14 protein-coding genes are annotated in these 13258 nt (G+C 54.1%); 7 read left to right on the forward strand and 7 right to left on the reverse strand.

Annotated elements, in window-relative coordinates; all coding sequences use genetic code 11:
• Positions 1 to 31: 31 nt before the first annotated feature.
• The 4 genes from hslV to rraA all read left to right on the forward strand — a co-directional run bounded on the left by hslV (position 32) and on the right by rraA (position 3603).
• Entirely contained in the window at positions 32 to 562 is a 531-nt protein-coding gene (gene hslV, locus ACMYSK_RS18785; RefSeq protein ID WP_095105382.1) for an ATP-dependent protease subunit HslV, read from the forward strand.
• A gap of 9 nt (positions 563 to 571) precedes the next feature.
• Positions 572 to 1906, forward strand: coding sequence for an HslU--HslV peptidase ATPase subunit (gene hslU, locus ACMYSK_RS18790; protein WP_434637694.1), 1335 nt, complete (start codon positions 572 to 574; stop codon positions 1904 to 1906).
• A gap of 192 nt (positions 1907 to 2098) precedes the next feature.
• Positions 2099 to 3025, forward strand: coding sequence for a 1,4-dihydroxy-2-naphthoate polyprenyltransferase (menA, locus tag ACMYSK_RS18795; RefSeq protein ID WP_434637696.1), 927 nt, complete (start codon positions 2099 to 2101; stop codon positions 3023 to 3025).
• A gap of 92 nt (positions 3026 to 3117) precedes the next feature.
• Positions 3118 to 3603, forward strand: a complete 486-nt coding sequence (gene rraA, locus ACMYSK_RS18800; RefSeq protein WP_004869382.1) for a ribonuclease E activity regulator RraA — start codon at positions 3118 to 3120, stop codon at positions 3601 to 3603.
• Between the two features lie 65 nt (positions 3604 to 3668).
• Here rraA and pfkA read toward each other — a convergent pair whose 3' ends face one another.
• The 3 genes from pfkA to cpxP form a co-directional block, all read right to left on the reverse strand.
• Positions 3669 to 4631, reverse strand: a complete 963-nt coding sequence (gene pfkA, locus ACMYSK_RS18805; protein WP_434637699.1) for a 6-phosphofructokinase — start codon at positions 4629 to 4631, stop codon at positions 3669 to 3671.
• Between the two features lie 203 nt (positions 4632 to 4834).
• Complete coding sequence (gene fieF, locus ACMYSK_RS18810) at positions 4835 to 5731, reverse strand: CDF family cation-efflux transporter FieF (RefSeq protein WP_434637701.1); 897 nt, start codon at positions 5729 to 5731, stop codon at positions 4835 to 4837.
• Positions 5732 to 5888: 157 nt separating this feature from the next.
• Entirely contained in the window at positions 5889 to 6392 is a 504-nt protein-coding gene (cpxP, locus tag ACMYSK_RS18815; RefSeq protein ID WP_434637703.1) for a cell-envelope stress modulator CpxP, read from the reverse strand.
• 155 nt (positions 6393 to 6547) lie between these two features.
• On the opposite strand from cpxP, the gene cpxR reads away from it, so the two are divergent.
• On the forward strand, positions 6548 to 7246 hold the full coding sequence (gene cpxR, locus ACMYSK_RS18820; protein ID WP_004203671.1) for an envelope stress response regulator transcription factor CpxR: 699 nt from the start codon (positions 6548 to 6550) through the stop codon (positions 7244 to 7246).
• Positions 7243 to 8616 (forward strand): envelope stress sensor histidine kinase CpxA, encoded by a 1374-nt coding sequence (cpxA, locus tag ACMYSK_RS18825; RefSeq protein ID WP_004869367.1) that lies wholly within the window; start codon positions 7243 to 7245, stop codon positions 8614 to 8616. Before cpxR ends, cpxA begins: the two co-directional genes overlap by 4 nt.
• Before the next feature lie 124 nt (positions 8617 to 8740).
• Here cpxA and yiiM read toward each other — a convergent pair whose 3' ends face one another.
• Positions 8741 to 9415: a 6-hydroxyaminopurine reductase gene (gene yiiM, locus ACMYSK_RS18830; RefSeq protein WP_434637705.1), complete on the reverse strand. Its 675-nt coding sequence runs from the start codon at positions 9413 to 9415 to the stop codon at positions 8741 to 8743.
• A 70-nt stretch (positions 9416 to 9485) separates the two neighbouring features.
• On the reverse strand, positions 9486 to 10106 hold the full coding sequence (gene sodA / locus ACMYSK_RS18835) for a superoxide dismutase [Mn] (protein WP_434637706.1): 621 nt from the start codon (positions 10104 to 10106) through the stop codon (positions 9486 to 9488).
• 291 nt (positions 10107 to 10397) lie between these two features.
• Between sodA and rhaT the strand changes: the two genes are divergently transcribed.
• Entirely contained in the window at positions 10398 to 11432 is a 1035-nt protein-coding gene (rhaT, locus tag ACMYSK_RS18840) for an L-rhamnose/proton symporter RhaT (protein ID WP_434637708.1), read from the forward strand.
• Positions 11433 to 11436: 4 nt separating this feature from the next.
• On the opposite strand, the gene rhaR is transcribed toward rhaT, so the two are convergent.
• Both rhaR and rhaS read right to left on the reverse strand, forming a co-directional pair.
• Positions 11437 to 12285, reverse strand: a complete 849-nt coding sequence (rhaR, locus tag ACMYSK_RS18845) for an HTH-type transcriptional activator RhaR (protein WP_434637710.1) — start codon at positions 12283 to 12285, stop codon at positions 11437 to 11439.
• A gap of 72 nt (positions 12286 to 12357) precedes the next feature.
• The gene (rhaS, locus tag ACMYSK_RS18850) at positions 12358 to 13194 is read right to left on the reverse strand and encodes an HTH-type transcriptional activator RhaS (RefSeq protein WP_434637712.1); all 837 of its coding nucleotides are present in this window, start codon (positions 13192 to 13194) and stop codon (positions 12358 to 12360) included.
• Positions 13195 to 13258 lie beyond the last annotated feature (64 nt).

Below are 13258 nucleotides of genomic sequence, written 5' to 3' on the forward strand. Positions count from 1 at the left end.
TATTCCGCTTTTGTAACCAAGGGGTCTGCTCGTGACAACAATAGTTAGTGTTCGCCGTAACGGCCATGTGGTTATTGCCGGTGATGGCCAGGCCACGCTTGGCAATACCGTCATGAAAGGTAACGTGAAAAAAGTTCGTCGTCTCTACAACGACAAAGTGATCGCGGGCTTTGCCGGCGGCACCGCTGACGCCTTCACGCTGTTCGAACTGTTTGAACGTAAACTGGAAATGCATCAGGGCCACCTGGTCAAGGCCGCCGTGGAGCTGGCAAAAGACTGGCGTACCGACCGTATGCTGCGCAAACTGGAAGCTCTGCTGGCCGTGGCGGACGAAAACGCTTCGCTGATCATCACCGGCAACGGTGACGTGGTACAGCCAGAAAACGACCTGATTGCTATCGGCTCCGGTGGTCCCTACGCCCAGGCCGCGGCCCGTGCTCTGCTGGAAAACACCGATATGGGCGCGCGCGATATCGCAGAAAAGGCGTTGAATATTGCAGGTGATATCTGCATTTATACCAACCATTTCCACACCATCGAAGAATTAGCCTCTAAAGCGTAAGGATCTCCCATGTCTGAAATGACCCCACGCGAAATTGTCAGCGAACTCGACAAACATATTATTGGTCAGGACGCGGCAAAGCGTTCTGTCGCTATCGCGCTGCGTAACCGCTGGCGCCGTATGCAGCTGAACGAAGAGCTGCGCCACGAAGTCACGCCGAAAAACATTTTGATGATCGGCCCGACCGGTGTGGGTAAAACCGAAATTGCTCGTCGTCTGGCGAAGCTGGCCAACGCACCGTTCATCAAAGTTGAAGCAACAAAATTCACCGAAGTGGGCTATGTCGGGAAAGAAGTGGATTCTATCATCCGCGATCTGACCGATGCGGCGATCAAAATGGTTCGCATGCAGTCCATTGATAAAAACCGCTATCGCGCGGAAGAGCTGGCGGAAGAGCGCATTCTGGATGTGCTGATCCCTCCGGCAAAAAACAACTGGGGCCAGGCTGAAGCACCTCAGGAACCGTCCGCTGCGCGCCAGGCGTTCCGCAAAAAACTGCGTGAAGGCCAGCTCGACGATAAAGAAATCGAGATCGATCTCGCCGCCGCGCCGATGGGCGTGGAAATCATGTCCCCTCCGGGCATGGAAGAGATGACCAGCCAGCTGCAGTCGATGTTCCAGAATCTGGGCGGTCAGAAACAGAAACCGCGCAAGCTGAAAATCAAAGACGCAATGAAGCTGCTGATTGAAGAAGAAGCGGCGAAATTGGTCAACCCGGAAGAGCTGAAGCAGGATGCCATCGATGCCGTTGAACAGCACGGTATCGTGTTTATCGACGAAATCGACAAAATCTGTAAGCGTGGTGGCAACAGCTCCGGTCCGGACGTGTCTCGCGAAGGCGTTCAGCGTGACCTGCTGCCGCTGGTAGAAGGCTGTACGGTATCGACCAAGCATGGCATGGTGAAAACCGACCACATCCTGTTTATCGCCTCTGGCGCATTCCAGGTGGCCAGCCCGTCCGATCTTATCCCTGAACTGCAGGGCCGTCTGCCGATTCGCGTTGAACTGAAAGCGCTGACGACAGAAGATTTCGAACGCATCCTGACCGAGCCGAACGCGTCAATCACCGTCCAGTATAAAGCGCTGATGGCGACCGAAGGCGTAAGCATCGAGTTTACTGAAGACGGTATCAAACGCATCGCTCAGGCGGCGTGGCAGGTTAACGAAACGACAGAAAACATCGGCGCTCGCCGCCTGCACACCGTACTGGAACGTCTGATTGAAGACATCTCCTACGATGCCAGCGAAATGAGCGGCCAAAGCATCACTATTGATGCTGAGTATGTCGGTAAGCATCTGGATGTACTGGTGGCAGATGAAGATCTGAGTCGTTTTATCCTATAATCCGGTTCAATATATTTTCATCACTATAGATGGGGCTATAGATACACGAAATCATTCAAGCTGCGTCAAGGCGGCTAGCCTGATAATCCCCGGTTGCTTACTCAAGTAAGCAACCGGGGTGAGCGGGCGAAGCCAACAACGAGGCAGTTTGAAGGATGACGGGTATAGCCCCATTTTTATTGGCCGGAACCTATGACTGAACAACCGATAAACCGAACCCAGGCCTGGCTGGAAAGCCTACGACCAAAAACCCTGCCGCTGGCCTTTTCCGCCATTGTTGTCGGCACGGCGCTCGCATGGCAGCAGGGGTACTTCGATCCCTGGGTGGCGCTACTGGCCCTGATAACCGCCGGCCTGCTTCAAATCTTATCCAACCTGGCCAACGATTATGGGGATGCCGTTAAAGGCAGCGATAAACCTGACCGTATAGGGCCGCTGCGCGGCATGCAGAAAGGTGCTATCACCCAGGCGCAAATGAAGCGCGCGCTGATCGTCACCGTGGTGCTGATTTGCCTCTCCGGGCTAGCATTGTTGTTTAGCGCCTGGCAGACGATGGCCGATTTTATTGGCTTTATGGTGCTCGGCAGCTTAGCGATTATCGCGGCGATTACCTACACCGTTGGTACCCGGCCCTATGGCTATATCGGCCTTGGCGATATCTCCGTGCTGGTCTTCTTTGGCTGGCTTAGCGTTGCGGGGAGCTGGTATCTCCAGGCCCATACGATCGAAGCAACGATTTTCCTGCCAGCCACCGCCTGCGGTCTGTTAGCCGCTGCGGTATTGAATATCAATAATCTGCGCGATATCGACAGCGACAGAGAGAACGGCAAAAATACCCTGGCGGTACGCCTGGGGCCACTCAACGCCCGTCGGTATCACACTTGCCTGCTCATCGGCGCCCCGCTGTGTCTGGCGCTGTTTAATCTGATTTCCCTACATAGCCCATGGGGCTGGCTGTTTATGCTCGCCACGCCGCTGCTGGTGAAGCAGGCGCGATTTGTGATGAACGAGCGCGAGCCAGTGGCGATGCGCCCAATGCTGGAACGGACGGTAAAAGCCGCGCTGTTGACCAACCTGCTGTTTGTCATTGGAATTGTTTGCAGCAAGCTGGTGGGTTAACTGACAAATATCAATTAACAATTGATGATTTTGCCAACAATGCGATTCGCGAGATATACTAAAATCTCTCGCAGCAACTGAACGTTAAGCCTATGAAATACGATACTTCCGAGCTTTGTGACATCTACCAGGAGGATGTCAACGTAGTGGAACCTCTGTTCTCCAACTTTGGAGGACGGTCGTCGTTTGGTGGACAAATCATCACGGTGAAATGTTTCGAGGATAACGGGTTGCTATACGATATGCTCGAACAGAACGGCCGTGGTCACATCTTACTGATCGATGGTGGAGGTTCTGTCCGACGTGCGTTGATTGACGCCGACCTGGCGCGTCTTGCCGTACAGAATGAGTGGGAAGGGATAGTGGTCTATGGCGCGGTGCGTCAGGTAGACGACCTTGAAGACCTGGATATCGGTATCCAGGCGCTGGCCGCCATCCCCGTGGGCGCCGCTGGCGAAGGTATCGGCGAAAGCGACGTCCGCGTCAATTTCGGCGGTGTGACCTTCTTCTCTGGTGACCATCTGTATGCCGATAACACCGGGATCATCCTCTCCGAGGATGCGCTGGATATCGAATAACCCGTCAGGCGCAATAAAAAAGGCCTTCTCAGAGAGAAGGCCTTTTCATTTTTGTCACGCCAGAATTAGTACAGTTTCTTCGCGCAATCCAGCCAGTCATTTTTGAACGGACGCTTCATGTTCTCGATAGCGTCGATGATGTCGTGATGCACCAGCTTCTCGTTTTGAATACCGACACAGCGGCCGCCGAAGCCCTGCTGTAGCAGTTCAATGGCGTAGGCGCCCATGCGGGATGCCAGGATGCGGTCATAAGGAACCGGGGAACCCCCGCGCTGAATATGGCCCAGAACGGTCGCACGAGTTTCACGGCCGGTCTCTTTCTCAATGAAATGCGCCAGTTCGTCCACGTCACACATGTGCTCAGTGATAGCAACAATGGCGTGTTTCTTACCTTTAGCGATACCCGCTTTGATCTCTGAAACCAGATCGTCACGCGTGTATTCAACCTCAGGTACCATAATAAACTCGCAGCCGCCGGAAATAGCCGCAGCCAGGGTCAGATCGCCACAGTAGCGACCCATCACTTCAACAACAGAAATACGCTGGTGAGAAGAGGACGTGTCGCGCAGACGGTCAATCGCTTCAACTACGGTGCTCAGCGCGGTAAAGAAACCGATGGTGTAGTCAGTGCCTTTGATATCGTTATCGATAGTGCCCGGCAGGCCGATGCACGGGAAGCCCATTTCAGTCAGGCGCATCGCCCCCATGTAAGAACCATCACCGCCGATAACGACCAGCGCATCCAGGCCACGCTTTTTCATGTTCTCCAGCGCAACGGCACGAATATGCTCTTCACGGAACTCCGGGAAGCGCGCTGAACCCAGGAAGGTGCCGCCACGGTTGATCATGTCGGAAACGCTATAGCGGTCGAGCTGAACCATGCGATCTTCATACAGGCCGAGGTAACCGTCATAGATTCCAAAAACTTCCAGACCTTCCGTTAATGCTGCGCGCACAACGCCGCGAATTGCCGCGTTCATGCCCGGCGCATCACCGCCACTTGTCAACACACCGATTTTCTTAATCATGACTACCTCTGAACTTAGGAAGCAAAAAATAATCCTGTTGCCTGAAGCGCTCCTTCACCAGGAGTGCACGACGATAATTGCAATAGTATATCAAACGCTTCTGGCTGAATTGATTCAGGTCAGACCAAACGGCGGTAATTTATACAAATAATGCCGATCTGCCCCACACTTTTACATCGAGTTTACAGACTATAACCCAAAGCTCAAAAAACGCCCTGCCGCGCCAGCGGCACCACAGAACAGGGATCCTGATGAATAATGACATCAGAACCCGGGAAACGGTGCAGAATCGCCTGCTCCACCTGGTCGGCAATGACGTGTGCCTGAACCAACGGGAGGTTATCTTCCATTTCCAGATGTATTTGAATAAAGCGAGTCGGCCCTGACTGCCGCGTCCGTAGATCGTGTGCCCCGCTGACGCCTGGCCATTCGGTCACGATATTGATAATTTCCTGACGTTCCTCATCAGGAAGCGCACGGTCTAACAACGACTGAACGGCGTCATAGCCCATACGCAGAGCGCTATATAAAATATAGATGCCAATCCCCAGCGCAAACAGCGCGTCGGCACGATGCCAGCCATACCAGGACAGGCCCAGCGCGACCAGAATTGCGCCGTTCATCATAACATCAGACTGATAATGAAGCATATCTGCTCGCACTGCCTGACTTTGCGTTTTTCTGACCACCCAGCGCTGGAAAGTCACCAGCACCATCGTGCTGACCAAGGCAATCAGCGTCACAATCATGCCGATCCCAGCCGCCTGCATCGGCTCCGGACGCGCCAGGTGTTGAATACCGGTCAAAAACAGAAACAGCGCTGACCCGGAAATAAACATACTTTGCGCCAGTGCGGCCAGCGATTCTGCCTTGCCGTGACCGAAAGTATGTTCTTCATCCGCGGGCTGGAGCGAATAACGCACCACCAGTAGGTTCGTTAACGAAGCGGCTATATCCACCAGAGAGTCCACAAGCGCAGCCAGAATACTCACCGAGCCGGTATACCACCACGCAAAAATCTTGATCAAAAGTAACGCGGACGCCATCACCGTCGCCGCAATAGCCGCACGGCTCACCAGCCGCCCATAAGATTGATTCATACATGCTCCTTTTCGGCGATGGGCTTAGTATAACCTGAACTTTTGCCGCAACGAGGAGCAAGGGGGGAAGACGTTTGCAGAATGACAGACAAAAAAAACCCCCACATCATGTGGGGGAAGACAGGGATGGTGTCTATGGCAAGGAAAACAGGGTCTACTACTGGGGTTGCACGGTATTGCTACTACTCGACAGCATGGTTGCTGATCCTTTTTGCATCCTTGCAACCTCACGCAACTGATCCATTCGTTGCTGGTGTTTAGCATTGAGAACCGCTTGCTGCTCCGGCGTTAACAGGTGATACATCTGGTTGCGGACCTTCGCCATTTCAATCTGACGGGCAACCTGTTCCTGCGCCATTTTATCTGCCTGAGCGCGCACAGCGTTTTCATCAAAATTTTCTGCGGTGACAAGACGATGCATTGTCTCCATTTCGCTAACATTAATGGGTGGCCTGTCGTGGCGCGCCCGTCGCATAAGATCTCGTAACTGCTGACGTTGCTGTTCGGTTAAACTTATGCCGTCAAACATATGACTCTGGCTGGTGCGCTGCGCCCCGTCGTCTCCGGGGAGCCAGTTAACGCTGGTAACGACTTCAGCGGCGTGGCTATATGCACTTAGTGCCAGCGTTGAGGCCATGACGGCAGCAATAACATTGCGCATCACATACTCCCAATACGTTTGTGCCTGTGTAGCGATTCAACGAGATACAGTCTACGATTCGGGCTGCAAACATGCGTCAGGGGGTGTAAAACAACGTAAAGTCATGGATTAGCGAGCCTTGATGACGTAATTTCTGCCTCGGAGGTATTTAAACAATGAATAAAATCCTGTTAGTTGATGATGACCGGGAGCTCACCTCCCTGTTAAAAGAGCTGCTCGATATGGAAGGATTTAACGTGCTCGTAGCCCATGACGGGGAACAGGCGCTGGCCCTTCTGGACGACAGTATCGATTTACTTTTGCTTGATGTGATGATGCCGAAGAAAAACGGTATCGATACGCTTAAAGAGTTGCGTCAGACACACCAGACCCCGGTTATCATGCTAACTGCCCGCGGCAGCGAGCTGGATCGCGTTCTCGGCCTCGAGTTGGGCGCGGATGATTACTTGCCTAAGCCGTTCAACGATCGTGAGCTGGTGGCGCGTATACGCGCGATTCTGCGCCGGTCTCACTGGAGCGAGCAGCAGCAAACGACCGAAGCCGGTTCCCCGACGCTGGAAGTTGACGCCTTAAGCCTCAACCCAGGCCGCCAGGAAGCCAATTTCGATGGACAGACTCTGGAACTGACCGGCACAGAGTTCACCCTGCTCTACCTGCTGGCGCAGCATCTTGGCCAGGTCGTCTCTCGTGAACACCTGAGCCAGGAAGTATTGGGAAAACGCCTGACGCCGTTCGATCGTGCTATCGACATGCATATTTCCAATTTGCGTCGTAAGCTGCCAGAGCGTAAAGACGGTCACCCGTGGTTTAAAACCCTGCGCGGACGCGGCTACCTGATGGTTTCAGCTTCATGATAGGAAGTTTAACCGCACGCATCTTCGCTATTTTCTGGCTCACGCTGGCGCTGGTGTTGATGCTGGTTCTGATGTTGCCCAAGCTGGATTCTCGCCAGATGACTGAACTGCTGGAGAGCGAACAGCGCCAGGGCACCATGATTGAGCAGCACGTCGAGGCCGAACTGGCGACCGACCCACCAAACGATCTGATGTGGTGGCGTCGTCTGTTTCGCGCTATCGATAAGTGGGCTCCGCCTGGACAGCGCTTACTGCTGGTGACCAGCGAAGGCCGCGTGATCGGTGCAGAACGCAACGAAATGCAGATCATTCGTAACTTTATCGGCCAGGCCGATAATGCCGATCATCCGCAGAAAAAACGCTATGGCCGTCTGGAAATGGTCGGTCCGTTTTCCGTCAGGGATGGGGAAGATAATTACCAACTCTATCTAATCCGCCCTGCCAGTACATCCCAGTCAGACTTTATCAACCTGCTGTTCGACCGCCCGCTGCTCCTGCTTATCGTCACCATGTTGGTCAGTTCACCGCTGCTACTGTGGCTGGCATGGAGTCTGGCAAAACCGGCTCGTAAGTTGAAGAATGCCGCTGATGAGGTCGCACAGGGTAACCTGCGTCAGCATCCAGAACTGGAAGCCGGTCCGCAGGAGTTTTTAGCCGCCGGGGCGAGCTTTAACCAGATGGTCACGGCGCTGGAACGAATGATGACCGGTCAGCAGCGCCTGCTGTCTGATATTTCCCACGAACTGCGCACGCCGCTGACGCGCCTGCAGCTGGGCACCGCTTTGCTGCGCCGTCGCAGCGGCGAGAGCAAAGAACTTGAGCGCATTGAAACCGAAGCCCACCGGCTGGACAGCATGATTAACGACCTGCTGGTGATGTCGCGCAATCAGGCGAACAACGCGCTGGTCAGCGAAACGGTGAAAGCCAATCAGCTGTGGGGAGAAGTACTGGATAACGCCGCGTTCGAGGCTGAACAGGTCGGAAAATCCTTTACCGTGGAGTATCCGCCGGGCCCCTGGCCGCTGTATGGCAACCCTAATGCGCTGGAGAGTGCACTGGAAAATATCGTGCGCAACGCGCTGCGCTATTCGCACACTAAAATTTCAGTCAGTTTTTCGGTGGATAAAGACGGCATCACGGTTAACGTCGATGATGACGGTCCGGGCGTCAGTCCGGAAGATCGCGAGCAGATTTTCCGCCCGTTCTACCGTACCGACGAAGCACGCGATCGCGAGTCTGGCGGCACCGGCCTGGGGCTGGCGATTGTTGAAGCGGCGATTCAGCAACATCGCGGTTGGGTCAAAGCCGATGACAGTCCGCTAGGCGGGCTGCGGCTGACCATCTGGCTACCGCTGTATAAACGCACCTGATGTCATCACGCCCGGCTGGCAACGTCCGCAGCCGGGTGATATCAACCGTCCAGAAACGAGTATCCCGGCCCCTGCCTGCGGGATAAAGCGTATCCGCACTTCACCGCCAGCAGATATGAGCGAATTACTTCCCCCACAATCTCCGCGAATTATCTTCGATCTGCCCGCTTAAACGCCGCTTCTGCATGGTTCGGGTCCAGCTCACCGACAGTCCCGCCGCGGACAGCAGGCGATGATACTGTTCGTCGTCGAACGGCATATGCCAGGCAATCGCGCCGGCTTCATATACGCTCACATCGCTCACCTGCGACACCCGTTCCAGTGGAGCATCGCTGGATACATGACCGCCCGCAATCACACGGTAAAGCCAGCCGATTTTGCCGTTTTGCTGCATCCGCTGCGCCATATCACTGATGCCAAAATGGAAGTTGAGTTTGAAACACGGTGATCGTGGCTGGGTGACCTGGATTAGCGCCTCGTCCCAGCGGAAGATATCGCCGATGCAAACATTTTTCTCCGTCAGCCCCTCGGTAGAGAGGTTTTCGCCAAATGCCGGCGAGCAAAAAAGGTCGGCCTGTTCGGGAAACTCACGGATCCAGTCGGCATAGTGTTCGCGTGGATAGTGGCAAAGTGCGCGATCCGGCCCGCCATGAATTTTGATTTCCGCCTGCTCATCGCCTTCCAGCCCCAGCTCACCAAGGGTTAATTCACCGTCGACCTGAATTTTATGGATGGCGCTCGGGCGGCTGCCGGGATAGTCGCGAACGCGACCGATATAGACGTTTAGCGGATAGTGCATCTGCTGCTCCTTGTGCCGATACAAAAAAAGCGAGTCATCAGACTCGCTTCTCGTTCAGCACAATGCAACCTTATTTTTTGGCGGCAAAACGCGCTGCTGCTTCGTCCCAGTTAACCACGTTCCAGAACTCTTTGATGTAGTCCGGGCGGCGGTTCTGGAATTTCAGGTAGTAAGCGTGTTCCCAGACGTCCAGGCCCAGAATCGGGAAGCCGGAAGCACCAGAGATAGCTTCACCCATCAGCGGGGAGTCCTGGTTCGCGGTAGAAACCACGGCCAGTTTGTCACCCTTCAGTACCAGCCATGCCCAGCCAGAACCGAAGCGAGTCGCAGCCGCTTTTTCAAACTCAGCTTTGAAGTTATCAACGGAACCGAAATCACGTTCGATAGCAGCTTTCAGGTCGCCCTGCAGGGTTGTACCGGTTTTCAGGCCTTTCCAGAACAGGCTGTGGTTAGCGTGGCCGCCCGCGTTGTTACGCAGAACGCCTTTTTTGTCAGCCGGCAGCTGATCCAGTTTAGTAATCAACTCTTCAACAGACAGGCTAGCGAATTCCGGCAGGCTCTCCAGCGCAGCGTTAGCATTGTTAACGTAGGCCTGGTGGTGCTTAGTATGATGGATTTCCATCGTCTGCTTATCAAAGTGCGGTTCCAGGGCGTCATAAGCGTACGGCAGGGCTGGCAGTGTATAACTCATAATCATCTCCATTATTGTCAAGCGGCAGGAAGTGTTAAGGCCGCGTAAGCAGTTGGTTCATTATAGTTAATTAAATGATATTGAAAACGCTTATCAATGCCGTATTTTTAATAAGGTTATAACCTCAGGGCATACCCGCGTTTTTGTGAGCTGGAACAAGTAATTAAGTTGTTGGTTGCCAGGGTTCTGCATCACGTGGCAACAGCCTGAAGGCGAGAAAACTGACCGATTTTTACACTCATCGTGTCGGAAGAAGATTTATCCGATAAAAAATAGATGAGGATAAAATCAATGAATCACGCGATTACGATGGGTATTTTTTGGCATTTGATAGGTGCGGCCAGTGCAGCCTGTTTCTATGCCCCGTTCAAGCAAGTTAAACAGTGGTCATGGGAAACCATGTGGTCGATCGGCGGAATCGTCTCCTGGCTGATTCTCCCCTGGGCCATCAGCGCCATGCTCCTGCCCGATTTCTGGGCCTATTACCGCTCCTTCAACGCCTCCACGCTCCTGCCGGTATTCCTGTTTGGCGCCATGTGGGGGATCGGCAACATTAACTACGGCCTGACCATGCGCTACCTCGGTATGTCGATGGGAATCGGTATTGCTATCGGGATCACCCTGATTGTCGGTACGCTGATGACCCCGATTATCAACGGGCAGATCGATGTACTTCTTCACACGCAGGGTGGCCAGATGACGCTGCTCGGCGTGCTGGTTGCGGTGATCGGCGTAGCAATTGTCACCCGGGCCGGCCAGTTGAAAGAGCGCAAGATGGGCATTAAAGCCGAAGATTTCAATCTGAAAAAAGGGCTGATGCTGGCGGTGATGTGCGGCATTTTTTCTGCCGGTATGTCCTTTGCAATGAACGCCGCCAGGCCGATGCATGATGCCGCAGCGGCGCTCGGCGTTGACCCGCTCTATACCGCGCTGCCCAGCTACGTGGTGATTATGGGCGGCGGCGCGCTGGTCAATCTAGGCTTCTGTTTTATTCGTCTGGCAAAAGTCAAAAACCTGTCGATCAAAGCCGACTTCTCGCTGGCAAAACCGCTGATCATCACCAACGTACTGCTGTCGGCGCTGGGCGGTCTGATGTGGTATCTCCAGTTTTTCTTCTATGCCTGGGGTCACGCCAGCATTCCCGCGCAGTATGACTACATGAGCTGGATGCTGCATATGAGCTTCTATGTGCTGTGTGGCGGGCTGGTCGGGCTGGTGCTGAAAGAGTGGAACAACGCCGGTCGTCGTCCGGTCAGCGTGTTAAGTCTGGGCTGCGTGGTGATAATCATTGCCGCCAATATCGTTGGCCTGGGAATGGCCAACTAGCGCCCTATGCGGCAACGCGACTGCGTTGCCGCCACTGCCCCGGGGTCATGCCAATTTCGCGGTTAAAAACGACGGAGAAATAGTTGCTGTCTTCAAACCCACACTGCATCGCAATATCACCAATCAACCGCTCGGTATGCTGCAATAAATATTGCGCATGGCAGATACGTAGCTGACGCAGGTAGTGGTTAATTGTCATCCCGGTCTGCTGGCGAAACTGCTGGCGCAGCGCGCGTTCGCTGCATCCTTCCCGTTCACAAAACAGATCGAGGACAAATGGCCGGTTCAGGCTGCCGGCCAGTTCGGTCAGCAGCTTATCGAGGAGCGTTTCGCTTTGGGTCGCCGCCCGATTGTCGGTGGCGTAGCGGTGGCGATGAAGAATCAGCACCAGCTGGGCAAACAGCAACTCGGCCATATTATTCGCCTGCATATCGCTGCGGGCGCTCTCTTGCTCCAGCTGAGTTATGACCTGGCGAACCGGAGCCATGCCAGAACTGCCAATTCGCCAGTGCGGCATCCACGATGTACCAAACAGGCCGGGAATATGGGCCGCCCAGTCAAAATTCAGCCGTAGCCGATCCGGGCAATAGATAACGTTTTGCAGGACTAAATCATTCACGGAGGCGTAGGAGTGTTTGTCTTCGGCGCGAATATAAAACAGATCGCCGCGGGTAATGCGCCACGGGCGATCGTTAAGGACATGCAGGCCATTTCCTCGCCACACCAGCACCAGTTCACAGAACTCGTGGGTGTGTTCGGCGAAGACATTTTGCGGGTACCGGTCGGCAACCGCTACCGCCTGAGAAGGAGAGGCAAAAAACTCATCTTTGCGCAGAATCAGCTGACCGGCCACCACAAGAACTCCACCGCTAATAACATTTTATTATTGGCGTTTTTACCCGCTAAAACGTTGACTGCTCTCGCGTTACTGAAGAATGGCGTCCCTGCCCTGACGAATATCGCGCGGTGACCAGGAAAACTCTCGGCGAAAAAGCGTTGAAAAGTGGTTACTGTCGCCAAAACCACAGCGAAATGCGATATCTGTGACGCTCTCATCACTGTGGCGTAGCAGGTGCCGTGCCTTCATCAGGCGCACCCGGTTGAGATAGCGCTGCGGCGTCAGGCCGGTTTGCTGTTTCAACTGACGATGTAACGTCCGCAGCGACAGGGAAAATTTAGCCGCTACTTCCTCCCAGCAGACATCCTCAGCAAAGTGATCTTCCAGCCAGGCCATCAGATGGTTAAGCCGGGCTTCATTATCAGCCGCCCCTTCCGCGAGACTGCTTTTACGCAGCAGGACAAGCAGCTGCATAAAGAGAATCTCCCGTTCGGCGAGGGTATGCATATCCGATTCAGGGCCAACATTTTCCATCTGCCCGACGATCAGCCGCACCTGCTGCAATACCGCCTGGTTCACCCGCCAGTGGGAAAGATAGTTTCCCTCTTGCTCCTGCGGCAGCAGTTGATTGACACCATTCAGAAAACGAAAAGCGTCCGGCGCACGATAGAGCACATTGGTCAGGCATAAATTGTCTGTATGTTCATAGAGATGTCGGTCGTGATCGCGAATAAAACATACTGAACCGCCGCTGATGGTATAGGGCTGACCATTGAAAACATGAATCCCTGTTCCATGCTCAACGATAACGATTTCATGGAAATCGTGGTGATGTTCCGGGAACGCCGACTGAGGGAGGCGTGGCTCAATGGCAACAGCAGACGTCCCGGACTTAAAGAAATCCACACTGTGCAATATGGTCATAACGGCGCCCTCGAAATGAGAAATGTTATCAGTCAGTGCAGCAAATAGTAATTAAGGGTCCGCA

Origin of the sequence: Klebsiella sp. I138 (assembly GCF_051131765.1) — a bacterium.
In the GTDB taxonomy this organism is placed as follows: Bacteria; Pseudomonadota; Gammaproteobacteria; order Enterobacterales; family Enterobacteriaceae; genus Klebsiella.

Bases quoted from the DNA above. Each gene is read 5' to 3' on its own strand.
- hslU (WP_434637694.1), top strand. From the start codon at position 572: ATGTCTGAAATGACCCCACGCGAAATTGTCAGCGAACTCGACAAACAT.
- menA (WP_434637696.1), top strand. From the start codon at position 2,099: ATGACTGAACAACCGATAAACCGAACCCAGGCCTGGCTGGAAAGCCTA.
- rraA (WP_004869382.1), top strand. From the start codon at position 3,118: ATGAAATACGATACTTCCGAGCTTTGTGACATCTACCAGGAGGATGTC.
- pfkA (WP_434637699.1), bottom strand. From the start codon at position 4,631: ATGATTAAGAAAATCGGTGTGTTGACAAGTGGCGGTGATGCGCCGGGC.
- fieF (WP_434637701.1), bottom strand. From the start codon at position 5,731: ATGAATCAATCTTATGGGCGGCTGGTGAGCCGTGCGGCTATTGCGGCG.
- cpxP (WP_434637703.1), bottom strand. From the start codon at position 6,392: ATGCGCAATGTTATTGCTGCCGTCATGGCCTCAACGCTGGCACTAAGT.
- cpxR (WP_004203671.1), top strand. From the start codon at position 6,548: ATGAATAAAATCCTGTTAGTTGATGATGACCGGGAGCTCACCTCCCTG.
- cpxA (WP_004869367.1), top strand. From the start codon at position 7,243: ATGATAGGAAGTTTAACCGCACGCATCTTCGCTATTTTCTGGCTCACG.
- yiiM (WP_434637705.1), bottom strand. From the start codon at position 9,415: ATGCACTATCCGCTAAACGTCTATATCGGTCGCGTTCGCGACTATCCC.
- sodA (WP_434637706.1), bottom strand. From the start codon at position 10,106: ATGAGTTATACACTGCCAGCCCTGCCGTACGCTTATGACGCCCTGGAA.
- rhaT (WP_434637708.1), top strand. From the start codon at position 10,398: ATGAATCACGCGATTACGATGGGTATTTTTTGGCATTTGATAGGTGCG.
- rhaS (WP_434637712.1), bottom strand. From the start codon at position 13,194: ATGACCATATTGCACAGTGTGGATTTCTTTAAGTCCGGGACGTCTGCT.